The organism is Actinoplanes sp. NPDC051346 (assembly GCF_040682215.1).
Classification (GTDB): domain Bacteria; phylum Actinomycetota; class Actinomycetes; order Mycobacteriales; family Micromonosporaceae; genus Actinoplanes.
The window spans coordinates 434,624-455,828 of sequence record NZ_JBFBAJ010000001.1 but is presented as its reverse complement, the minus strand read 5'-3'; the positions used below and the strand labels follow the sequence as shown (position 1 = coordinate 455,828).

The 21,205-nt window shown below is 70.8% G+C and carries 22 protein-coding genes; 9 read left to right on the top strand and 13 right to left on the bottom strand.

The genetic code is table 11. From position 1 onward, the window contains the following. Positions 1 to 228 precede the first annotated feature (228 nt). On the top strand, positions 229 to 690 hold the full coding sequence (gene rnhA, locus AB0M36_RS02110; RefSeq protein WP_364150977.1) for a ribonuclease HI: 462 nt from the start codon (positions 229 to 231) through the stop codon (positions 688 to 690). Positions 691 to 692: 2 nt separating this feature from the next. Here the strand turns inward: rnhA and AB0M36_RS02105 are convergent, their stop codons facing one another. Together AB0M36_RS02105 and AB0M36_RS02100 are read right to left on the bottom strand one after the other, a co-directional pair. Further along, complete coding sequence (locus tag AB0M36_RS02105; protein WP_364150974.1) at positions 693 to 1,289, bottom strand: hypothetical protein; 597 nt, start codon at positions 1,287 to 1,289, stop codon at positions 693 to 695. 77 nt (positions 1,290 to 1,366) lie between these two features. Beyond that, the gene (locus AB0M36_RS02100) at positions 1,367 to 2,302 is read right to left on the bottom strand and encodes an intradiol ring-cleavage dioxygenase (RefSeq protein WP_364150972.1); all 936 of its coding nucleotides are present in this window, start codon (positions 2,300 to 2,302) and stop codon (positions 1,367 to 1,369) included. A gap of 112 nt (positions 2,303 to 2,414) precedes the next feature. On the opposite strand from AB0M36_RS02100, the gene AB0M36_RS02095 reads away from it, so the two are divergent. Then, complete coding sequence (locus AB0M36_RS02095; protein WP_364150969.1) at positions 2,415 to 2,999, top strand: exonuclease; 585 nt, start codon at positions 2,415 to 2,417, stop codon at positions 2,997 to 2,999. A gap of 2 nt (positions 3,000 to 3,001) precedes the next feature. Here AB0M36_RS02095 and ligD read toward each other — a convergent pair whose 3' ends face one another. The 3 genes from ligD to AB0M36_RS02080 form a co-directional block, all read right to left on the bottom strand. Beyond that, positions 3,002 to 3,961 (bottom strand): non-homologous end-joining DNA ligase, encoded by a 960-nt coding sequence (ligD, locus tag AB0M36_RS02090; protein WP_364150967.1) that lies wholly within the window; start codon positions 3,959 to 3,961, stop codon positions 3,002 to 3,004. 4 nt (positions 3,962 to 3,965) lie between these two features. Then, the gene (locus tag AB0M36_RS02085; protein WP_364150965.1) at positions 3,966 to 4,319 is read right to left on the bottom strand and encodes a hypothetical protein; all 354 of its coding nucleotides are present in this window, start codon (positions 4,317 to 4,319) and stop codon (positions 3,966 to 3,968) included. 62 nt (positions 4,320 to 4,381) lie between these two features. After that, positions 4,382 to 5,419 carry a LacI family DNA-binding transcriptional regulator gene (locus tag AB0M36_RS02080; RefSeq protein WP_364150963.1) on the bottom strand — a complete coding sequence of 346 codons (1,038 nt, stop codon included), beginning with the start codon at positions 5,417 to 5,419 and terminating at the stop codon, positions 4,382 to 4,384. Positions 5,420 to 5,551: 132 nt separating this feature from the next. Here AB0M36_RS02080 and AB0M36_RS02075 point away from each other — a divergent pair, with 132 nt between their 5' ends. From AB0M36_RS02075 to AB0M36_RS02065, 3 genes are all read left to right on the top strand, one after another. Next, on the top strand, positions 5,552 to 6,409 hold the full coding sequence (locus AB0M36_RS02075; protein ID WP_364150960.1) for an arginase family protein: 858 nt from the start codon (positions 5,552 to 5,554) through the stop codon (positions 6,407 to 6,409). A 132-nt stretch (positions 6,410 to 6,541) separates the two neighbouring features. Then, complete coding sequence (locus AB0M36_RS02070; RefSeq protein ID WP_364150957.1) at positions 6,542 to 10,816, top strand: GH92 family glycosyl hydrolase; 4,275 nt, start codon at positions 6,542 to 6,544, stop codon at positions 10,814 to 10,816. 196 nt (positions 10,817 to 11,012) lie between these two features. Beyond that, positions 11,013 to 11,438 (top strand): PPOX class F420-dependent oxidoreductase, encoded by a 426-nt coding sequence (locus AB0M36_RS02065; RefSeq protein ID WP_364150954.1) that lies wholly within the window; start codon positions 11,013 to 11,015, stop codon positions 11,436 to 11,438. Between the two features lie 282 nt (positions 11,439 to 11,720). Here AB0M36_RS02065 and AB0M36_RS02060 read toward each other — a convergent pair whose 3' ends face one another. Then, a complete protein-coding gene (locus tag AB0M36_RS02060; RefSeq protein WP_364150952.1) occupies positions 11,721 to 12,803 on the bottom strand; it encodes an aminotransferase class V-fold PLP-dependent enzyme in 1,083 nt (360 codons plus the stop codon). Between AB0M36_RS02060 and AB0M36_RS02055 the strand changes: the two genes are divergently transcribed. Then, positions 12,784 to 12,960 (top strand): hypothetical protein, encoded by a 177-nt coding sequence (locus AB0M36_RS02055; RefSeq protein ID WP_364150949.1) that lies wholly within the window; start codon positions 12,784 to 12,786, stop codon positions 12,958 to 12,960. The two genes, AB0M36_RS02060 and AB0M36_RS02055, sit on opposite strands and share 20 nt — an antisense overlap. Here AB0M36_RS02055 and AB0M36_RS02050 read toward each other — a convergent pair. Genes AB0M36_RS02050 through AB0M36_RS02020 form a run of 7 tightly spaced genes read right to left on the bottom strand, consistent with a single transcriptional unit; the run spans position 12,950 to position 18,958 of the window. Continuing rightward, positions 12,950 to 14,176, bottom strand: a complete 1,227-nt coding sequence (locus tag AB0M36_RS02050) for an MFS transporter (protein WP_364150947.1) — start codon at positions 14,174 to 14,176, stop codon at positions 12,950 to 12,952. The two genes, AB0M36_RS02055 and AB0M36_RS02050, sit on opposite strands and share 11 nt — an antisense overlap. After that, positions 14,166 to 15,248 carry a GNAT family N-acetyltransferase gene (locus tag AB0M36_RS02045; protein ID WP_364150945.1) on the bottom strand — a complete coding sequence of 361 codons (1,083 nt, stop codon included), beginning with the start codon at positions 15,246 to 15,248 and terminating at the stop codon, positions 14,166 to 14,168. Before AB0M36_RS02045 ends, AB0M36_RS02050 begins: the two co-directional genes overlap by 11 nt. After that, positions 15,233 to 16,762: a pyridoxal-dependent decarboxylase gene (locus AB0M36_RS02040; RefSeq protein WP_364150943.1), complete on the bottom strand. Its 1,530-nt coding sequence runs from the start codon at positions 16,760 to 16,762 to the stop codon at positions 15,233 to 15,235. Before AB0M36_RS02040 ends, AB0M36_RS02045 begins: the two co-directional genes overlap by 16 nt. Further along, positions 16,759 to 17,550 (bottom strand): SDR family NAD(P)-dependent oxidoreductase, encoded by a 792-nt coding sequence (locus AB0M36_RS02035; protein ID WP_364150941.1) that lies wholly within the window; start codon positions 17,548 to 17,550, stop codon positions 16,759 to 16,761. Before AB0M36_RS02035 ends, AB0M36_RS02040 begins: the two co-directional genes overlap by 4 nt. Beyond that, positions 17,543 to 17,905 carry a hypothetical protein gene (locus tag AB0M36_RS02030; RefSeq protein WP_364150938.1) on the bottom strand — a complete coding sequence of 121 codons (363 nt, stop codon included), beginning with the start codon at positions 17,903 to 17,905 and terminating at the stop codon, positions 17,543 to 17,545. Before AB0M36_RS02030 ends, AB0M36_RS02035 begins: the two co-directional genes overlap by 8 nt. Before the next feature lie 32 nt (positions 17,906 to 17,937). Next, entirely contained in the window at positions 17,938 to 18,459 is a 522-nt protein-coding gene (locus AB0M36_RS02025) for a hypothetical protein (RefSeq protein ID WP_364150935.1), read from the bottom strand. Beyond that, positions 18,446 to 18,958: a hypothetical protein gene (locus tag AB0M36_RS02020; RefSeq protein ID WP_364150932.1), complete on the bottom strand. Its 513-nt coding sequence runs from the start codon at positions 18,956 to 18,958 to the stop codon at positions 18,446 to 18,448. Before AB0M36_RS02020 ends, AB0M36_RS02025 begins: the two co-directional genes overlap by 14 nt. Positions 18,959 to 19,150: 192 nt before the next feature. On the opposite strand from AB0M36_RS02020, the gene AB0M36_RS02015 reads away from it, so the two are divergent. From AB0M36_RS02015 to AB0M36_RS02005, 3 genes are read left to right on the top strand one after another with little or no spacing between them, the layout of a single operon-like run. Continuing rightward, entirely contained in the window at positions 19,151 to 19,543 is a 393-nt protein-coding gene (locus AB0M36_RS02015; RefSeq protein WP_364150930.1) for a GntR family transcriptional regulator, read from the top strand. After that, positions 19,530 to 20,420: an ABC transporter ATP-binding protein gene (locus tag AB0M36_RS02010; protein ID WP_364150928.1), complete on the top strand. Its 891-nt coding sequence runs from the start codon at positions 19,530 to 19,532 to the stop codon at positions 20,418 to 20,420. The genes AB0M36_RS02015 and AB0M36_RS02010 overlap by 14 nt, the downstream gene beginning before the upstream one ends. Next, positions 20,417 to 21,205 (top strand): hypothetical protein, encoded by a 789-nt coding sequence (locus tag AB0M36_RS02005; protein ID WP_364150926.1) that lies wholly within the window; start codon positions 20,417 to 20,419, stop codon positions 21,203 to 21,205. The genes AB0M36_RS02010 and AB0M36_RS02005 overlap by 4 nt, the downstream gene beginning before the upstream one ends.

Genomic DNA, 21,205 nt, shown 5'->3' with positions numbered 1-21,205 from the left:
GCAGGGCTCGGCGCCGCCTCCGGGCCTCCGGCCGGTGTGTCCTACCTCCTGCCCGCGCAGTCGGGAGCCGTTCGGTGGTTGCGTCGTTGGGAGCGCTCCCATACGCTGCGGGAAGCGGGGCAGGCCGCCGGCCCGGACCCGGTTCCCCCCGGATGCCTGTCCAAGTCACGCAGGCCCCCGGGCCGGCGGCCTGAACATCGCCACCTTCGCCTCGGTAGGGTGCTGCCCATGACAGGCTCGGTCACCCCGGTGGAGATCTACACGGACGGCGCCTGCGTGCCGAATCCCGGACCCGGTGGCTGGGGCGCCGTGCTGCGCTGGGGCACCCGGGAGAAGGACCTCTGCGGCGGGGAGGCCACCCCGACCACCAACAACCGGATGGAACTGATGGCGCCCATCCGCGCCCTCGAGAGCCTGACCCGCTCGCCGCTACCCGTGCTGCTCTACACCGACAGCATCTACGTCCGCGACGGCATCACGAAGTGGCTGCCCCGCTGGCAGGCCAACGGCTGGCAGACCTCGGCCCGGCAGCCCGTGAAGAACGTCGACCTCTGGCAACGCCTCGACGCGGCAGTGCGGTGTCACGAGGTGCAGTGGCACTGGGTCAAGGGCCACGCCGGCCACCCGGAGAACGAGCGCGCCGACCGCCTCGCCGCCCGGGGCCTCCAGGAAGCCCTCGCCGCCCGCTGACCTTAGGAGGAACGCGGCCGCGGCACGGAGCGCAACCGGGTCGTCTCCTGCCCGTCCCCGCCGGGCGCCGCGCCCTTCTCGTCCTCGGCGGACTCCGCGCCCGGCACCTTCGCCCGGGCGACGCGGTCGGCCGCCAGCCGGTAGGTCGCCGCCCGCACCAGCTCGTCGGGGACGAGGTGCCGACCGCCGTCCCCCTCGTCAGGTTCCGCCACCGACTCCACGGCCACCGCCTCCCGAGCCGCGGTGGGCGCCGCTTCCCGGGTCGAGGCAAGCGCCGCTTCCCGGGTGGAGGCAAGCGCCGCCTCCCGAGCCGCGGTGGGCGCCGCTTCCCGGGTCGAGGCAAGCGCCGCTTCCCGAGCTGAGGCGGACGCCGCTGATCGCACCGCCGCGGTGCCGCGCGCCGCCCGGCGTGGGCCGATCAGGCGGGCCGCCGTGCTGAAGACGCTGCGGGTGGCGGTCTCGTAGCCGTCCCGGTAGGCCTCGTCGCGGTCCAGGCCCATCCGATACCACTGGTGCAGGCGACCCGCCGCGTACCCGACGCAGGCGGTGCACGCGGCGAGGAGCGAGATCAAGAGGGATTCGTGTCCGGGGGCGGTCATGCGACAGATTCTCACCAAGGGCATAGACCATGAGCTATAGCCCGTTTGACGTACCCCGTTCGGTCGACAGGGACGGTTCAGGGAGCGCCGGGTACTCCCGACGGAGGCGGCCCGCCCGGCCCACCCGGCCCACCCGGTCCGCCCGACGGAGGTGCGCCTCCGGGCGCTCCTCCCCCGCCGGCCTCCTCCCCGGAAGGGTTGACGGCGATGGTCAGCGTCGCCTTGAATCCCGCCTGCACGCTGCCGGTCACGGTCGCGAGTTCGGTCGCCGCCGAGTCGTCGCCGAACACGTTGTCGGAGGCCAGCGTCACCTGGCTCAGATTGGTGACACTGCGGCTGTAGCCCTCGGTGGCGTACACGAGGTCGGAGACGTCTTTCGGGATCGCGATCTGCGACGTCTTCACGATCGGGCCGTCGCTGGTCGCCTTCTCCAGCGACGAATACACCTCGAAGTGAATGTGGGGCCAGCGCCCCGAGTAGCAGGCCGGGAAAATGCTGCTGAATGTGACCGTACCGCTGCGGTTGGTTTCCTGGATGCCGCGCAGGTAGTTCTTGTCCGTGACACCGGTGGAATACAGCGAGTAATTGCCGTCGCGGTCACAATGCCACGCGTACACGGCCGCGCCGGTCACGGCCGCGCCATTGAGATCCTTCACCACCAGAGAGAATTCCAGGGGTACGCCCTCGGCAACGCCCTTGGCGTCACCGAACGACGAGCGGATGTCCCGCCGGACGATCCCGTCGAGGGTCCGCACGTCGGGCCCGTTGGAGCCGTCGGCCGGGTAGGGGCCGGCCGTCTCCGACTCGACCTCGGTCAGCTCGCTCGCCGCCGAGGCGGTCGGGCCGCTCGCTCCGGTCGTGGGGTACAAGTCGCACGCCCCGACGAGGGCCAGCGCACCCGCACCGCCGAACGCGGCCAGCAGCCGGCGGCGTGACATGGTCCCCAGGTCGAACCGCAGGCCTTTGTCATGCACCCGGCGTACGTATGCGTTGTTGTCCTCTTGGTTCCGCACGAGATCTCATCCTTCCGCTGATGGCGACCTGACAAGAAGACCCGTCGCGGCTGTCAGTCTCCTGTGCCGATAATGTGCGTCGCTGGTGAATGACGGGACCTAAGCTCCTCGGGTGCCGACCGATCTCTACATCTCCACCGACATCGAGGCGGACGGCCCGATCCCGGGCCCCTACTCGATGCTGTCGCTGGGCATGGCCACCGCCGCGACCTACGACGGAACCACCTTCAGCCGCCTCGAACCGGACACCTTCTACCGGGAGTTGCAGCCGATCTCGCCCGGCTTCGTCCCCGAGGCGCTGGCGGTGTCGGGACTGGACCGGGCCGCGCTGGCCCGCACCGGCGCCGCACCGGCCGTGGCGATGGCCGAGAACGTGGCATGGCTGGCGGAAGTGGCCGGGCGGCACCGGGCCCGCCCGGTCTTCGTCGGCTATCCGCTCGGCTTCGACTGGATGTTCACCTACTGGTATCAGGTGCGGTTCACGGGCGGCTCGCCGTTCGGCCACTCCGGCCATCTCGACCTGAAGACGCTGTTCGCCCACAAGTCGGGCCGGCCGGTGCGCACGGTCGGCAAGCGCTCGATGCCGGCGCACCTGCTGAGCGGACGCCGGCACACGCACCACGCTCTGGACGACGCGATCGAGCAGGCGGAGCTCTTCTGCAACATCGTCGAGTGGTCGGGCCCGGCAACTCCGTAACGTCAGTCTGCCGCCCGGCGTGCCCGCGCCCTGCGCTTGCCCTCGTGCATCGCCGCGACGCGGGCCACCGGGATGGTGTGACCCTCCTCGACGAGTCCGGGGTCGAGCCGCTGCGGCGGCGGCATCGCGGCCGCCCACGGATCGGCGTCACCGAGCAGGCGAGGCACGGTGTGCACGGTGAAGTCGGCGGGCGTCACGTCGTCGAGGTCGGCCCAGGCCACCGGGAACGACACCGGCGCTCCTGGGCGTACCCGCGGGCTGTAGGCCGCCACCACGGTCGCCCCGCCGGAGCGCGTCGCGTCGAGGAACACCTTGCCGTGGCGGTCCTCGCGGATGAAGGCGGTCGTGGCCAGCTGTGGATCGAGCCGCTCGGCGCGGGCCGCCACCGCCCGGGTCGCCGCGGCCACGTCGGGGGTGGCGGCCTGGCCGTCGAGCGGGACGAAGACGTGGACGCCCTTGGCACCGCTGGTCTTGACCGCCCCGTCCATGCCCGCGTCGGCGAGCGCCCGCCGCACCAGCCGGGCCGCGCGCACCGCGAGGTCGAAAGCGCCGCCCTCGGGCGGGTCGAGGTCCATGATGAGGTGCGTCGGGCGGTCCGGAGCGGCGACCGTCATGAGCGTCGGGTGGTATTCGACCGCCCGCTGGTTGGCGAACCAGAGCAGGGTGCGGCGGTCGTCGCAGAGGGCGTAGAGAACCTCGCGATGCGACGCCTCGGCCCAGATCTTCGTGCGGGGAACCCAATCCGGGGTGTACTTCGGCAGGTTCTTCTGCATGAACTTGTCCTGGCCGCGCAGCACCCTGACCACCGAGAGCGGCCGGTCGCGCAGCACCGGGATCATTCGGTCGCGCACCGCGTCGAGGTAGTCGACCAGGTCACGCTTGGTCGCGCCGGCGTCCGGAAAGAGCTCCTGATCCAGGTTCGTCAGGGGTACGCCGTCACGTTCTTCCTTCTCGGCCGCCATCGCCTCATCCTGCCCGCACCATGGTGATCGCGGGAAGCACCATGGCGAGGGTCAGCATGGCGTAGGCGCCGCCGGTGAAGAACAGCCCGCTGCGGGTGGCGACGACCGCACCGGTGAACGGCAGCACGACCGAGAGCATCGCGGCGAAGACCAGAGTGCCGGCCTGGCGTTCGTCGCCGAGCAGTGCCCAACCCAGCAGGAACGGCACGGACACGAGCCAGACGAGGGTGACGAGCAGGACGTGGAGCGCCGCCTGGCGACGCCCGGCGGCGGCGCGGCGGTCGTCCCGTTTCTCCTGCGCCGTCCGGTGCACGACGGCGCGCCTGGCCAGCGGCGGTCCCTCGATCTCCAGCGTCACGACAGCACTCTAAGACAGCCGGCGTTCCGGCGCCCGTCGAGCGGTCACCCATTTGGGCTTCGTCAGGCCGGGGCACGTTCGCCGCTGCCCCGAGCCACCACCTCCGTCGGGATGACCACGGTCTGCGCCGGGCCGCCGAACCCGCTGATCCGCTGGTGCGCCAGCCGCGCCGCCTCCCGACCCAGGGCGACCGGGTCGTGCGCCACCACCGTCGTCCCGATCACGTCCGCCAGGTCGAAATCGTCGAAGCCGATGAGGGCCGGCGCGGCCGGGTGCCCGCGCAGCGCCCGCAGCGCCCCCGTAGTCAGCCGGTTGTTCGTGGTGAACAGCGCGGTGGGCGGCGGGTCCAGCGTGAGGAGCTCCCGGACGGTGTCCTCCGCCCGGTGCACGTCGTGCACGTCCGTCCGCAGGTACGGCCGCCACTGCTCGTTGTTCGCGGCGTCCATCGCCTGCACAAATCCGTCGAGGCGCGCGCGTTGCGGTGCCATCCGGGCCAGATCGGCGACGAACGCGATCCGCCGGTGACCGTGGGAGATCAGGTGCTCACCCGCCGCCCGACCGCCGCCCGCGTTGTCGATGAGCACGGCGTCGGCCTCGAGCCCGTCCGGCGGCCGGTCGAGGAAGACGAACGGCACCCCGCGGTTGCCCTCGATCGCCAGGTATTCGTGCCGGTCACCGCTGGGGACCACCAGCAGCGCGCGGACCCGACGTTCCAGGAACGCGTCGACCAGGGCCCGTTCGAGCTCGGCGTCCTCGTCGTTGTTGGCGGTCACCAACTGCAATCCGTGTTGGCGCAGCTCGCGTTCGATGCCACTGGCCATGGCGCTGTAGAACGGGTTCGTCAGGTCGCCGCTGATCAGGCCGACGAGCGCGGACGTGGCACCGCGTCGCAGTTCCCGGGCGATGCCGTTGAGCCGGTAACCGAGCAGGTCCGCCGCCTGGCGCACCCGGCGCCCGGTGGTCTCGGCGACGTTCGGCTCGTCGTTCAGCGCCCGGGACGCGGTCTTGAGACTCACGCCGGCGAGCTCGGCGACCTGCGTGAGCGTGGGACGGCGCGGGTTGTCGTCGACGGCCCCGCCGGCGGCCCGGGTTGCGGACATGGTGCTCCGAGTTGTCGAAGGAGACGAAGACAGAAGTATGACATCGATGTCGGCCATCACCCACGTCCCGGGGTCGAGTCATTCATGATCCGCCGGTGGGATTCGCCGGGGCGATCGGGCAGCATGGGCCGCATGGTTCCCCGGTGGAGTGTGATTGGTGCGCCGTCCAGTGCGGGTGCGCGCACGCCCGGTGTGGAGCGGGCACCGGCGGCGTGGCGTGCCGCCGGCCTGTTCTCCGCCTTCGACGATCGCGGCCTGCACGCGGACGACCTCGGCGACGTGCCGGGCTTCCGCTGGCGGCCGGACCTGTCGCGCCCCACGGCGCAGAACGCCGCCCACGTGGCCCGGGTGGCCACCGACGTGGCGAAGGCCGTCGCGGCCGCGCCCGGCGTGCCGCTGGTGCTCGGCGGTGACGCCACGGTGACGCTCGGCCTGGTCGCGGCGATCGGCGGCCCGGCGCTCGTCCATCTCGGCGGCGGTCCGGACCTCGGCACGCCGGAGACCCGCCCGCACGGCAGCCTCGCCGCGATGGGCCTGGCCCACCTGTTCGGGATGCCCGGCTGTGACCCGACGGTGACGGCGATCGCCTCGTTGCCCGCCGAGCGCGTGGTGGCGTACGGCTTCGACCTGCCGTACGGAGATCCGGAACGCGACCTGGTGGACCGCCTCCCCCTGACCTACGTGCCGGGCAACGAGGTCCGCACCGGGCCGGCGAAGGCGGCGGCCCGGGCCCGGTTCGCCGCCGAGGCGGTCGCGCCGAGCTTCGTCATCCACCTCGACGTGTCCGTGCTGGCGTTCGCGCAGGCACCGTTCGCCGACGTGCCCGAGCCACAGGGGCTGACCGTGCGGGAGCTGATCGAGACGCTGTCGGTGCTGGTGGCCAGCCCGCAGTTCGCCGGGATGGCGGTGACCGGCGTCAACCCCGACCACGTGCCCCCGGAAATCGGCCTGGCACCTCTCGCCGACGCCCTCGCCGCCGCGCTGACCTAGGGCGCGCCCTAGCGGCGGCAGGGCCGACTGACATCGATGTCAGGAAAACCTTGTCAATCGACGCAGTTGCACGTGACGATGTGGCCCGGATGTTTTCCGAGCGCTTCACACAGCCTGCGACAAGGAGACGGCATGCACCGGCCACGATGGGGTGTCGCCCTGGTATCCGTCAGTCTGATAGCCGCGGCGGCGGCCGTCGTCACCGGCGGCGCGGCGCGGGCCGCGACCGGGGCGTTCCGGTCGTCCTTCGAGCCCGGCGACCCGCAGCCCGCGTGGACGGACACGGTGGACGACGGCCAGGACCGCAGCCACGGCGTCGACGGCGGCGTCACCGCCGGCATGCCGGGCAGCCTGCGCGAGCACGTCACCGCCATCGCGGCGAACGCGGAGCCGAACGGCAACGAGGGGGTGAGAAACCTCAACGACGGCGACCCGGCCACCAAGTGGCTGGTCGACACCCCGACGAGCTGGGCGCGGTACACCCTCGACGCCCCGGCCACCGTGGTGAAGTACGCCCTCACCTCGGCCAACGACGCCCCCGAACGCGATCCCCGGGACTGGACCCTGGAGGGCTCTGCCGACGGCACCACCTGGACCACCGTCGACACCCGCGCCGGGCAGACCTTCGATCAGCGGTTCCAGACGAAGACCTTCCCGGTGACGAACCCGGCCTCGTTCGGGATCTACCGGCTGCACATCACCGGCCACCCGTCGGGAAACCTCACCCAGCTCGCCGACCTCGAGCTCGCCGACGCGAACACCACCCCGCCGCCGGTCGGGCCGATGCAGAGCCGGATCGGCAACGGCCCGGCGAGCTCCCCCACCGCCAAGGCGGGCGTCGGCTACACCGGCCTCAAGGCGTTCCAGATCGCCGGACGGCACACCGCGCAGGGCCGGGGATATTCCTTCAACAAGGTCTTCGACGTCGATGTGGCGGTCACGGACGACACCGAGCTGTCGTACCTCGTGCTGCCGGAATTCCGGCGGGAGGACCTCAGCAACCCGTCCACGTACACCGCCGTGGACCTGGCCTTCACCGACGGGACGTACCTGTCGGATCTCAAGGCCGTGGACCAGAACGGCATCGTGGTCAGCCCCGCCGCGCAGGGCGCGTCGAAGACGCTCTACACCGCGCAGTGGAACAAGCGGACCAGCCGGATCGGCACGGTCGCCAAGGGCAGGACCATCGACAAGATCCTGATCGGGTACGACAATCCGGACGGCCCGACGAGCTTCCGGGCCTGGTTCGACGACATCACGATCGGCGAGGTCGCCCCGGCACGGCCACGGGCATACCTCTCCGAATACGCCGAGACCCGCCGTGGTACCCACTCGTCCGGCGACTTCTCGCGAGGCAACAACTTCCCGGCGACGGCGATGCCCCACGGCTTCAACTTCTGGACCCCGGTGACCAACGCCGGCTCGACCTCCTGGCTGTACGAATACCACCGGCAGAACAACGCCGCGAACCGTCCCACGCTGCAGGCCTTCTCGGCCAGCCACGAGCCCAGCCCGTGGATGGGCGACCGGCAGACGTTCCAGGTCATGCCGTCCGCCGCCGCCGGCATACCGGACGCCAACCGCGCCAACCGGGCTCTCGCGTACGGACACGAGAACGAGACCGCGAAGCCGTACTACTACGGCGTCACCTTCGACAACGGCATCAAGACCGAGTTCGCGCCGACCGACCACGCGGCGCTGTTCCAGTTCACCTTCACCGGCGACAGCTCGAACCTGATCTTCGACAATGTGAACACCAACGCCGGGCTCACCATCGACGCGGCCAACCGGACCGTCAGCGGCTGGACCGACGTCAACAGCGGCGGCCTCTCCGCGGGCTGGACCCGGATGTTCGTGTACGCCACGATCGACGCCCCGATCGCCGCGAGCGGCATGCTGCCCACCGGCAACCGGCCGTCGACCGGATACGTCAAGGTCGACACGAGCGGGGACAAGACGGTGACGATGCGGATCGCCACCTCGCTGATCAGCGTGGCGCAGGCCCGGCACAACCTCGACCTGGAAGTGGCCGCCGACGCCACGCTCGCGACGATCCGCGACCGGGCGCGGGCCGCGTGGGACGCCAAGCTGCGGACAGTCGAGGTCGAGGGCGCCTCCGAGGACCAGCTCGTCACCCTCTACTCCAACCTGTACCGGCTGTTCCTCTACCCGAACTCGGGCTTCGAGAACACCGGCACGGCGCAGAGCCCGGTCTACCGGCACACCGTGCAGTCGGCCGTGAACAGTCCCGCCAGCTCGCCGACGGAGACCGGCGCCCCGGTCAAGGACGGCAAGGTGTACGTCAACAACGGCTTCTGGGACACGTACCGCACGACGTGGCCGGCGTACGCGTTGCTGACCCCGGACGCCGCCGGCGAGATGGTCGACGGCTTCGTCCAGCAGTACCGCGACGGCGGCTGGATCTCCCGGTGGTCGTCGCCGGGCTACGCCAACCTGATGGTGGGCACCAGCTCCGACGTCGCGTTCGCGGACGCGTACCTCAAGGGAGTGCCCGGCTTCGACGCCGAGGCGGCCTACCAGGCCGCTGTGAAGAACGCGACCGTGACGCCGCCGAACGCCAACGTCGGCCGCAAGGGCCTGGCGACGTCGATTTTCAAGGGCTGGACACCGAGCGACGCCACCGGCGAGGCGATGTCCTGGGCCATGGACGGCTACATCAACGACTTCGGCATCGCGAACATGGCCGAGGCACTGGCGAAGAAGGGCGGACCCAAGGCCTCCGAGTACGCCGAGCAGGCCACGTACTTCCGTAACCGGGCCCTGAACTATGTCCACATGTTCGACGAGTCCGTCGAATTCTTCCAGGGCCGGGACAGCGCGGGTCGCTGGCGCCAGCCGCCGTCGGACTACGACCCGCGGGTCTGGGGTTACGACTACACCGAGACCAACGGCTGGAACATGGCGTTCCACGTCCCGCAGGACGGCCAGGGCCTGGCCAACCTCTACGGCGGCCGCGACGCGCTGGCGAAGAAGCTCGACGCGTTCTTCGCCACGCCCGAGACGGCCGGCTTCCCCGGCTCCTACGGCGGCACGATCCACGAGATGCTCGAAGCCCGCGACGTCCGCATGGGCCAGTACGGCCACAGCAACCAGCCGTCGCATCACATCATCTACATGTACGACTACGCCGGTCAGCCCCACAAGGCGCAGAAACTGGTCCGGGAGTCCCTGTCGCGGCTCTACCTCGGCAGCGACATCGGTCAGGGCTACCCCGGCGACGAGGACAACGGCGAGATGAGCGCGTGGCAGATCTTCAGCGCGCTCGGCTTCTACCCGCTGCGCATGGGCAGCCCTTCGTATGCCATCGGTTCCCCGCTCTTCACCAAGGCGACGGTCAATCTGCCGGGCGGCAAGAAGATCGTGGTCAACGCCCCGAACAACAGCGCGAAGAACGTCTACGTGCAATCGCTGAAGATCGACGGCAAGGCGCACACCTCCACGGCCCTGCCCCACTCGGTGCTGGCCGACGGCGCGGTGCTGGACTTCGCCATGGGCCCACAGCCGTCCACCTGGGGCACGGACGCGGACGCGGCGCCGCCGTCGATCACCAGCGGCGACAAGGCCCCGACCCCGCTGCGGGACCTCACCGGCCCGGGCAAGGGTACGGCGTCGGACCCGGTGCTGGTGGACGACACCACCGGCACCCGCGCGGTCTTCGACACGGCCACGCCGTCGTGGCAGTACCAGTTCACCAGCGGCGGCGAGCGCGCCGACTACTACACCCTCACCTCGGGTGCGGTCGCCGGTGACCCCAAGGCGTGGAAGCTGTCCGGCTCGTACGACGGCACCACCTGGACGACCATCGACGAGCGCAAGGACCAGACCTTCGACTGGCGGCTCCAGACCCGGCCCTACAAGATCGCCAAGCCGGGCCGGTACGCGCACTACAAGCTCGACGTCACGGCCAACACCGGCGAGGCGACCACCACACTCGCCGAGATCGAACTCCTCGGCACGCCCGCCCAGGCGTGCACCACCACCATCGCCGACAAGGTCGTCGGCGCGGTCACGGTGAAGTCGGGCGTCACCTGCGTCACGAAGGGCGCGACCGTGACCGGCCTCGTCACGGTCGCCAAGGGCGCGTCGCTGCACGTCTCCGGCGCGACCCTGCGCGCGGCGGTCACCGCGACCGGGGCGGGCACGGTCTCGCTGCTGCACGCCACGGTCGCCGGTCCCGTCACGGTCACCGGATCCGGACCGGTGCTGCTGGAGGCATCGACCATCAAGGGCCCGGTGACACTGCTGCACAACCGTACGGCGACCGTCATCGCGGCCGACACGATCAACGGCCCGCTCACCTGCTCCGGCAACCAGCCGGCACCGGTGAACAACGGCCTGCCGACCGCCGGCAGCGGCATCCGCCTGGGCCAGTGCGCCCGACTATGACCATCCCCTGACCACAGCGCCGCGGCCCTGCCCGGGGTCGCGGCGCCCGACTACGACCACCCGGCCCTGCCCGGGGTCGCGGCGCCCGACTACGACCACCCGGCCCTGCCCGGGGTCGCGGCGCCCGGCTATGACCATCCGCTGACAACTGCTCCGTGGCCCTGATTCTCGGGCCGCGGCGCTCTAATGTGGTGGCATGTCCGACGAAGCCCTGTGGGCCGCCGTGGTCGCGGCCGACCTGTGCACGCTCGCCACGATCAGAAAGGACGGCCGTCCGCAGCTCTCCGACGTCAACTACACCGCCGACCCGGCCACCCGCGTGCTCCGCGTCTCTACCCGAGGCACGCTGGCCAAGGTGCACAACCTGCGCCGCGACCCGCGCGCGACGCTTCGGGTGGGCCCGCCCGCCGGCGGCTACGTGGTCGCTGACGTCACGGCGTCCTTCTCCCCACCCTCCACCGACGAACACGATGCCACGGTCGAGGAGCTGATCGAGGTCTACCGCCTGGTCGCCAAGCAGGACCACCCCGACTGGGACGACTACCGCCGTGCGATGGTCGTCGACGGCCGGATCGTGCTGCGCCTCACGGTCGAACGACTCTACGGCTGGACCATGGGCTAGGGCACCTCAAGCCGGTCTCGCCGCCGCCCCAACGCCGGCCGCCCCAACGCCGGCCGCCCCAACGCCGGCCGCCCCAACGCCGGCCGGCCCGGCGCTGGCCGGCCCGGCGCCGGCCGGCCCGGCGCCGGCCGGCCCGGCGCTGGAAGCCGTCGACCGGGCTCGCGACCTGATCCGGGAGGTTGTCCGACGCAGCGGCACCTGATCTCAGCGACGGGGACACAGTCAGACCCGCCACCGTTCCCCGCGCCGGCTGGTCGCGGCGGCGGCGCGGGCGAGACACCCCTAGGACCAGCGGTTGGCGCCGAGCGCCGTGGTGCACTCGTCGACCATCTCGATGGTGCCGTTCTGGCCCATGAGGCCTATCCGGATGGCATCACGCAATGGGTCCAGGCCACCGGCGATCCCGATCCCGGCCTCGCGCAGCACGTGGAGCCGGGCATCGGCCGGCCGGCCGCATCGGGCGACCACCACGAGGGCGGCGCGGTCCGCGGACGCACCGACGAGGGTGAATCCGTTGTCGGTGAGGCGTTCGCGGCAATGTTCGGCGACCCGCGTCCGCTCCTGGCGCCACTGCGGGAGGCCACGCTCCACGATCGCGCTCAGGCTCGCGATGAGCGCGAACACCAGGTTCGTCGGCATCGTGACGGGGTGCGGCTCCCAGTCGAAGCTCTCCTCGCGTTCCCTGTCCCACCGTGTCAGGTCCAGGTACCAGGGGCGCGGATGGTCGTCCAGGATCCGGGCGTGGCCGTGCTCGCTGAGCGCGACGATACCGAGGCCCGGCGGACAGCCCAGGCCCTTCTGCGTACTGGCCGCGACCGCGTCGACTCCCCACTCCCGCACGTCGAGTTCCTCGCCGGCGATGCTGGACACGGCGTCGACCACGACGGCCGCCCCGGTCCGCCGGGCCAGCGCGGCGATGTCCGCCACGGGATGCCGGATGCCCGTCGACGTCTCCACGTGCACCAGGACGACCCCGTCGGCACCGGGCAGCAGATCGGCGACCTGGCGCGGGTCGACCGCCCGGCCCGGCTCGACGGCCAGGTCGTGGACCTGCAGCCCGTGCGCCCGGGCGACCTCGATCAGACGCCGGCCGAAGTAGCCGGTGTCGGGGATCACCACCCGTTGACCGGGCCGGAACGTGTTGACCACCGCCGCCTCGATCGCCAGGCTCCCGCTGCCCGGAAGCAGGTAGACCCGGGGCGCGTCCAGCACCTGCCGCAGCAGCGTCAGGGCCTGCTCGTGCGTTCGCGCCCACGACGGCCCGTAGTGCGCGGCCACCGGACGCTGGAACGCCGCCAGGACATCGGGTCGTGGCTGGCAGGGCCCCGGAATCATCAGGCGCGCGGTGGCGAGGTCGGTCGACATCGGCGGGCTGCTCGGCGGACCGGTCGGCGGGCTGGTCGGCGGGCTGGTCGGCGGCCCGGTCGGCGGGCTGGTCGGCGGCCCGGTCGGCGGGCTGGTCGGCGGGCTGGTCGGCGGGCTGATGGGCGGGCCGATCGTGTGCGGCGTCGTCATCGGCTGACCTCCAGGTGGCTCGCCGTCAGGATGCGGGTGCTGCGGAGGATCAGGAAGATCAGGACGGCGCACAGGGCCGAGCCGACGCCGAGGAAGGGGAAGGCCGCCGAGCCGAAGGCCTGGAACAGCAGGACGCCGATTCCCGGCCCGATCATGAATCCGACGTCGGACAACATGCCGAAGACGCCCCAGGCCCGGCCGGTGCCACCGCAGTGCCGCAGGATGCCGTCGCGAGCCACCAGGTAGATGAAGGCCTGAGCGGCCATGAAGGCGGCCATGCCGGGCAGCGCGACGACCAGCCGGTCGACGCCGCCCAGGGCCACGCACGCCGCCGCCAGCAGCAGCAGCCCGGCGGCCGAGGCTCCCGGTCGGCGCCAGCGGCCCGGCAGGCGGGCGATGAGCGGGCTGAGGCCCGCGAACACCGCCATGCCGAACGCGAGCACCCACGCCGATCGGCCGACCGAATCGGCGACCGCGCGATCCATGTACAGCGGTACCAGTGGTTCCATCGCGGCCCATGCCAGGTTGGAGCACAGGTCGATGGCGCCGAAGAGCACTGCGGCCCGCAGCACCCGCGAGGACCAAACCGGGTCGGGTGCGAGATCGGCGGCGGCGGCGTCGCCGGCGGGCGCGTCCCGGGCACGGCCGGGCAGAGCCCACCACGCCACCAGCGCGGTCAGCAGCGTCAATCCGGCGGCCGTGGACAGGATCACCGGATAACCGGCGAACGAATGCACCAGTCCGATGATCAACGGGCCGGCGCCGAAGCTCAGGACCGCCGCCACGCCCAGCCTCGCGTAACCGCGGGAGGAGTCTCTGCCGTACCGGGCCGAGAGGGTGCCGACCGCGCCGTAGATCGCCGGGCTGACGAGACCGTCGCCGGCGCCCCAGATCAGCCGACCGGCGAGCGCCACGCTCCCGTCGGTCGCGAACGCGACCAGCGTCATGCCGGCGGCGGCCACCACCAGGCCGGTCACCCCGGTGAGGTTCTGACCCCAGCGGTCCGCCGTCCAGCCGCCGACCGGCTGGGCCAGCACCTTGGCGATGCCGAAGCCGGCGACGAAGATCAGCAGGCCGGTCCGGTCCAGGCTCAGGTCCTCGGCGAGCCGGGGCAGGAACGGCAGGACCGCCATGTAACCGATGTTGACACCGATCACAGTGGACATGACGGTGGCCATCCGGACGGCGTACCCCGAGGACGGGGCCGCCGGTTCAGAGCTCAACAAGCTCATCGTGTCGCAGACTTCTCGTGATGTAGCCGTGGATGCCCTCACTCATTCGCAGGAGCGCCTCGCGCAGCGCCGGCCTCGGAGCCGTGGGATAGACGAGCGCCCACAGGTCGGTTCCCTGGAAGCCATGGCGTTGCTTGTACACGAAGTTGCCGCGTCCGGGGTCGATGATCTCGGCGCCGTGCGCGGCCGCGTACGTCATGGACTCGTACACGAGGAATGCATACGACTTCAGCTCGCGCAGGTTCGAGTAGTCGATCCCACCGGTCCACATGCTGAACCGCCGGCGGTGCAGGAAGCACAGGAACGCCGCCGCCATCCGTCCGTCGTGCTCTGCGACCAACAGCACCGCCCCGGGTGCGCTAACCAGGTTCTCGAAGATGTCCTTGCCGTAGATGTTGATCCCGTGCTTCTCGGCGGCCGCCATCGCCAGATCGGTGAATTCGTCGAGCACCGACAGCATCTCCGCGCCGGCCAGAACCCTCAGCCGGAGCCCGGCGTCCTTCGCCCGGCGCCACTGCCGGAGGAGTTCCTGCCGTACCCGCCTGCGCATGGCGGGCAGCGGAGACCCGGCGCCGTCGATCGGCGCCGCGTACGCCCGATCCACCAGAACCGCCGTACCGCCAGGGCGGACCGCCGACCACGCGTCGACCTCGGTGGGCGTCAGGTTGCCGAAGATCAGCGCCTCGGCCTCCCAGCGCGCGGCCTGCTCCAGCCCGAGGTCGACGCACGTGCCGATGTAGTCGGGGGTGCTCCCGCCCGCGCCGCCGTACTCGCCGTAGAGGCTTGACGAGTAGACGACCGGGCCGGACCAGATCGGGCCGACCCCGGCGTCGGCCTCGTACGCTTCCCACAGCGGCGAGTGGCTGACGAGGTAGTACGGCACCAACTCGGCCACCGGCCCACCCTCGAGCAACAGGTGACGATGGTCCGCGACGTGCTCGGTGCGGACGCCCTCCCACCCGTGACTCCAGCCGACGGTGGTCGAGAAGTGCCGGCCGTCGACCGCGCTCTCGGGCACCTCGGCGGCCGTACGGACCCAGCGCGCACTCACTGATGTGCCCATTGACCGTCCCAAACCTGTGCGGCGGACGTGCGGAGCTGTGTCCACAGTGTCTCGATGTCCGACGGCTCCGTCCTGATGTTGCCGATCGACACCCGGAGTACGTACCCGTCACGCAGCACCGCGTGGGACAGGAAGGCCGACCCGGACGCGTTGACCGCGTCGAGGATGTCGGCGTTCAGGCTCGCGATCCGCGCCAGGGGCACGGGCTCGGACCCGTACCGCCGGCGCAGGTCGCGTGGCACGTACCGGAGGCACACCAGCGGGTAGGCCGAGTCCACCGGAACCTGCCAGTCCGGGTCGGACCCGGCCGCGGACCGCAGCCACCGGGCCATGTCGATCGAACGGCGCAGCCGCCTCGCCAGCCCCTGGACACCGAAGCTGCGGATGATCCACCACAGCTTGAGGGCGCGGAAGGACCGGCCGAGTTGCGGCGAGTAGTTCATGTAGTCGACCACGTCGTCGTCCGGCGAGGTCCTGAGATATTCCGGGACCAGGCGGAAGACGTTGGGCAGCGCGTCGCGGTGCCGGCAGTAGAGGGCGGTCACCTCCATCGGCGCGTAGAGCACCTTGTGCGGGTTGGCCACCACCGAATCGGCCCGGCTGAGGTCGGCGGCGGCCTCCGCGCCGCCGCCGGCCACCCGCCAGAATCCGCCGTACGCCGCGTCGACATGCAGCCAGAGGGAGTGCAGCCGGCATACGTCGGCGATCGCGTCGATCTCGTCGTCGGCGGCGACCGCGGTCGTTCCGACCGTGGCCACCACGGCGAACGGCTGGTGGCCGGCCGCCAGGTCGGCCTCGATGGCCGCGGCGAGAGCGGCGCCCCGCATCGAGTAGCCGTCGTCCGCGGGCACGTGGACCACGTTCTCCAGGCCTATGCCCAGGACGATCGCCGCCTTGTCGACCGAGTTGTGCGCCTGATCCGACGTATACAGCCGCAGCCGGCGACCGTATCCGGTCAGACCCCGCTCGCGGACGTCGAGACCGACCACCGTCTCGCGGGCGGCGGTGAGCGCGTAGAGGGTCGCCAGCGCGGCGCCGTTGACCAGCACGCCGTCGCTGCCCGAGGCGATGCCCAGCATGTCGGCCATCCATCTCAGCACGGTCTTCTCCAGCGCCGACGCGGCCGGCGCCGACTTCCAGAGCATCGCGTTGACGTTGAGCGCCGAGCTGACCGTGTCCGCCAGCACCCCGGGAAGGCTGCCGGTGTTGCTGAAGTACGCATGGAATCGTGGATGGTTCCAGTGGGTCAGGTACGGCACGATCAACGACTGGGTGTCCTTCAGAATGGCGGTGAATTCCTCACCGACCTGCGGCACCTCGGTGTCGATCTTCGCGGACAGTGTCTTCGCGTCGACCGTGGGACTGACCGGCAGGTCGCGGATGCCGGTGAAGTAGTCGCTGAGGAACGCCAGCACCGCCTCGCCGTTGGCGACGAATTCGTCCGGCTCCCAGTCGCCGTACCCGGCGCTGAACGCGGTGCCGCCGCCGGCACCCGTCTCGCTCGGCGCGGTCATGATGCCCTCTCCTCGAACAGGTCGGTGACCTCCGCGTCGTGATCGGTCGGCCGGTCCTCCCAGTCCCAGGCACCGGAGACGGCCAGGTTGGCGCCGGAGACGTAGCTGGCCCGGTCGGAGACCAGGAACTCCACCGCGTCGGCGACCTCCGACGGCCGCCCGAGCCGGCCGGACGGAACCCGCTTGCGCATCCACCTCTCCTGCTCCGGTGGCAGGAAGCCGTTGTCGATCAGACCCGGCGAGAGGCAGTTGACTGTGATGCCCCGGGCGGCCTCCTCGACGGCGAGCGACCTGGTGAGGATGACGACGCCGGTCTTGGCGATCGCGTACGGAGCCAGGTTCGGCGCCGCCCGCACCTGGTGGACCGGGCTGAGTCCGATGTTGACGATGCGGCCGAAGCCACGCCGGCGCATCCCGGGCAGCACCGCCTTGCAGGCGTAGAACGCCGATCCGAGGTTGCTGTCGAGCACGTCGTGCCAGTGCTGGTCGGAGGTGCTGGCCACCGCGCTCAGGCTGAACTCGCCCACGTTGTTGACCAGCACGTCGATGCGCCCGTACGCGTCCTCGATCTGGTGCACGAGCGCGCCGATGCCGGCGGAGCTGCGCACGTCGGCGGGAAAGGCCGACGCGGTGCCGCCGTCCGCGGTGATCGCCTCGACCAGCTCGGCCGCCGATGCCTGGTCGCTGCGGTAGTTCACCGCGACGGTCATTGTCTCGGCCAGCTTGCGGGAGATCGCCCGGCCGATGCCCCGGCTGCCGCCGGTCACCAGCGCCACGAGGTCACCCATGCGTGCTCCGCACCGGCTCATGGTGGTGGTCGTGCTCGTCGTCGTGGTCGACGTCGACCGGCAGCTCGGTGTAGTAGGCGATGTCGCGCGGCGCGGTGCAGTACTGGGCGTAGAAATCGGCCAGCAGGCTCTGCTCGGACGCGGCCAGCGACTGGTGTTCCGGCACGCTTCGCCAGGTGTACATCATCAGCACGGTGCTGGGATCCGCCTGGCTCTGGAAGAACGAGGCGTGGCCCGACCACGCCGGGTCCTCGTGCGCCGGCGGCCCGACCAGTTCATCCATCTCCTGCATGAGTTCCAGCGCCCGATCGGCGTACTCGGCCTTGAGATGCCACGTTTCACACACGGTTACCATTGCGCTACCTCCGCGATGTTTGACTGAGGTGATCAGATAGGATTGTCAGCGAAATGCTGATTCAGCAGCGAGGTGCCTTCGGGCACGAACTTCGCGCAGATCAAGACGTGCTCCCGACGATTCCTGGATAGCGCGGACATCAGAGAGCGCCAGGCCGACAGCAGGGTTTCCGGCAAATCGAAATTTCCACGGGCCTGCCTGAAGTCCGCTTTCAGTGACCGCACCAGCCGCAGCGTCACCTGGTGATCGCTGTTGAGCTGACCGGAGAAGCCCGGGCTCAACATCGGCGGGCTCATCGACGGCCGGATGACCCCCGCATAGCTCTCCGGCCGAAAGCTGGCGGCGTATTTCATCGCCGCGGTGGCGGCGTCGTAGAGGACCGCCAGGTCGGCGATCTCGGTCTCCAACTCGTCCCACCGCGCCGCGCGGAGGGTGGCCTGGGCACGCCGCATCCCGCTGTTCATCGTGACCAGATACAGGTGGAACAGGTGATGACCGAGCAGCCAGCGGCGCATCGCGCGCTCGGTCTCCGGGGTCAGCTCATTGGCCTTCACGGGCGGCCGCCATCTCGGGTCGGCCGTCGCGCACCAGTGCGGATCCGGCGTCCGGCTCCGCGCTGATGTCAATCCACTGCTGGAGGGCCTCATTGCCCACCAACAAGAGTCCACACAGGAGGCTGTGGCGCTCCTGGTCCGTCAAGCCGACGTCCGTCAGGTCGGCTCGGATCTTGCGCTGCACCTCGAGACAGGTCCTCGACCACTCCCGCAGCCCTATCCGATCGCGGCGAAGGCGGAAATAGCGGTCGTACTCCATGCTGGTGGACTGTCCGGTGATCTGGTCAGGAACTTTGGAACTTGACGGGATGGCAATCGGCACTACCAGCTCGACGTCAGGATAGGGACCATCCTTGTGTGCGGTCATCGTTCCCCCCGATGATTTACCTAACGGCACTCGAACGATCTTTGGCCTCGGCAGAGTGTATTCGTCCATCCGCGCGATTGCTGTCACCTGCCCGACTAGTTCGAAGGCAATAATCAGCACCAGTATCGACATCCGCCAATGCTGGACAATGTGGTCACAATTGCCGGTCCGGGGTTACCGGATGGCTCAGTGCCGGGAAGCCGGCACCGTCGGACCCCCGTCGACGCGAGCCCGGTCGGTGGAGCGCCGCCGGCGGGGGTGATGTTGACACCGCCGGCCGTCCCGCTGATACTCATTCCACTAATTGACTAGTGGACTGGTGAGATGATTGGTTTCCGGATCGACCGGCGCTCCGGCACCGCCGTGTACGCGCAGCTCGTGCAGCAGGTTCGGCAGGCGGTGCGGACCGGCCGGCTGGTGCCGGGCGACCGGCTGCCGACCGCCCGCGAGGTGGCCGAGCGCAACGGCATCAACCCCAACACGGTGTTGCGGGCGTACCGGGATCTGGAGGTCGCCGGGCTGGTGGAGCCCCGGCAGGGCTCCGGAACCTTCGTCAGCCAGGTGCTGCCCCGGCCGCAGCTCGACGTCACCGCACTGCGGCGGGAGCTGGCCGACTGGGTCGACCGCGCCCATGCCGCCGGCCTGGACCAGACCGACATCGACGCCCTCGTCGCCGATGTCTCCGCCGACCGGAAGGATTCCCATGCACACCAGTGACGCGCCGCCGGTCGCGGTCGCCGCCGAGGGCGTCAGTCATCGGTACGGCGCCACGACCGCCCTGCGAGAGTGCTCCTTCTCCGTACCGGCCGGCGCCGTGGTCGCTCTGCTCGGCCGCAACGGCGCCGGAAAGTCGACCCTGATGCGCGCCATCGTGGGGCTGCTGCGCCCGGAAAGCGGACGGGTGGACGTGTTCGGGCAGCCGATCAGCGCCGAGGTGCTTCCCCGGGTCGGCTACGTGGCCCAGCAGGCGCCGCTCTATCCGATGCTGACGGTGGCGCAGACCCTGCGGCTGGGCGCCCGGCTCAATCCCCGCTGGGATGACGCGTACGCGCGGCGGCTGGTCGACGCCGGAGCGCTGCGTCCCACGGCGAAGGTCGGGTCGCTGGCCGTCGGGCAACGCGCCCGGCTGGCGCTCGCCATGGCGCTCGGCAAGCGGCCCGACCTGCTGGTGCTGGACGAGCCCCTGGCCAGCCTCGATCCCGTCGCCCGCACCGAACTGCTGGGCGCCCTGATGGCCGCGGTCGCCGAGCGGGGCACCACCGTGCTGATCTCCACGCACGTCGTGGCCGACGTGCAGGACGTGTGCGACCACGTCGTCGTGCTCGGCGATGGCCGGGTACGCCTGACCGCCGCGGTCGAGCCGGCGCTGGCCGAGCACCGGATCGCGGTCGGCGCCACGAGCGACCTCGGCGCCCTCGACGGCCTGGAGGTCGTCGAGCGGCGCCGCGACGGACGCGAGTTCACCGCCCTGGTCAGGACCGCCGCACCGGGCCCCGACGGCGTGTCGTGGCATCGGCCGACCCTGGAAGAGCTGTTGCTGGGATACCTGCGCGCCGAGACGCCGCAGCCGACTAGGGAGGTGTCGGCCGCATGACGTGGCTCGCGCTCCGCCTGCTCCGCCCGTACCTGATCGTGGCCGTGACCGTGACCGCCGCGGCTACCGCCTACGTCCTGTACGGGGCCACCGTCGTGCAAGGCCAGCTCGACGCGGCCGGCATGCCGGACTGTCTCGACCCCAACTTCTGCTATCCCGCCGGAGCCGCCCTGGACGCGGTCTTCGGCATGGAGCTCGTGGCGGCGTTCGTCCCGCCGTTGCTGGGACTGGTCCTCGGTGTCGCGTTGTTCGCCCGCGAACGCGAGCACAACACCATCGCGTTCGCGCTGACCCAGTCGGTCTCCCGGCGGCGCTGGGTGTACGTCAAGTTCGGCTGGGCGCTCGCCGCCGGTCTGGCCTGCACGGCGACCGTGGCGTCGGCACACCGCCTCGTCGCCACGCGGTACACCGTGCTCGCCAACGACACCTACGAGCTGCTGTACCCGCTGCACCTCAACAACATCGGCTACATGGTCGCGCAGACCCTGCTGCTCGTCGCGCTCGCGGGCGTGGTCGGGCTCAGCACCGGCCGTACCCTGCAGACGCTGGTGTTGTCGGCGCTCACCGGGCCGGTCGCGTGGCTGGTCACGGCCGGGGTGTCCGTCCTGTGCATGTATGCCGTCTTCCTACTGACCGGCGGCACGGACACCACGACCGGGGACGGCGGATTCGCCGACGACATCTCGATGATGGATCCGTTCGCCTACCTGGTCGGCGCGGTGGCCATCATCGCGGCAACCGCCCTGGTGCTCCTCGCCCCACGGGTGCGCGGGCGGGACACCTAG

Coding starts and splice junctions, on each gene's coding strand:
- AB0M36_RS02070 (WP_364150957.1), top strand. CDS start 6,542: ATGCACCGGCCACGATGGGGTGTCGCCCTGGTATCCGTCAGTCTGATA.
- AB0M36_RS02015 (WP_364150930.1), top strand. CDS start 19,151: ATGATTGGTTTCCGGATCGACCGGCGCTCCGGCACCGCCGTGTACGCG.
- AB0M36_RS02075 (WP_364150960.1), top strand. CDS start 5,552: ATGGTTCCCCGGTGGAGTGTGATTGGTGCGCCGTCCAGTGCGGGTGCG.
- ligD (WP_364150967.1), bottom strand. CDS start 3,961: ATGGCGGCCGAGAAGGAAGAACGTGACGGCGTACCCCTGACGAACCTG.
- AB0M36_RS02040 (WP_364150943.1), bottom strand. CDS start 16,762: ATGACCGCGCCGAGCGAGACGGGTGCCGGCGGCGGCACCGCGTTCAGC.
- AB0M36_RS02105 (WP_364150974.1), bottom strand. CDS start 1,289: ATGACCGCCCCCGGACACGAATCCCTCTTGATCTCGCTCCTCGCCGCG.
- AB0M36_RS02035 (WP_364150941.1), bottom strand. CDS start 17,550: ATGGGTGACCTCGTGGCGCTGGTGACCGGCGGCAGCCGGGGCATCGGC.
- AB0M36_RS02080 (WP_364150963.1), bottom strand. CDS start 5,419: ATGTCCGCAACCCGGGCCGCCGGCGGGGCCGTCGACGACAACCCGCGC.
- AB0M36_RS02010 (WP_364150928.1), top strand. CDS start 19,530: ATGCACACCAGTGACGCGCCGCCGGTCGCGGTCGCCGCCGAGGGCGTC.
- rnhA (WP_364150977.1), top strand. CDS start 229: ATGACAGGCTCGGTCACCCCGGTGGAGATCTACACGGACGGCGCCTGC.
- AB0M36_RS02045 (WP_364150945.1), bottom strand. CDS start 15,248: ATGGGCACATCAGTGAGTGCGCGCTGGGTCCGTACGGCCGCCGAGGTG.
- AB0M36_RS02030 (WP_364150938.1), bottom strand. CDS start 17,905: ATGGTAACCGTGTGTGAAACGTGGCATCTCAAGGCCGAGTACGCCGAT.
- AB0M36_RS02060 (WP_364150952.1), bottom strand. CDS start 12,803: ATGTCGACCGACCTCGCCACCGCGCGCCTGATGATTCCGGGGCCCTGC.
- AB0M36_RS02005 (WP_364150926.1), top strand. CDS start 20,417: ATGACGTGGCTCGCGCTCCGCCTGCTCCGCCCGTACCTGATCGTGGCC.
- AB0M36_RS02065 (WP_364150954.1), top strand. CDS start 11,013: ATGTCCGACGAAGCCCTGTGGGCCGCCGTGGTCGCGGCCGACCTGTGC.
- AB0M36_RS02020 (WP_364150932.1), bottom strand. CDS start 18,958: ATGTCGATACTGGTGCTGATTATTGCCTTCGAACTAGTCGGGCAGGTG.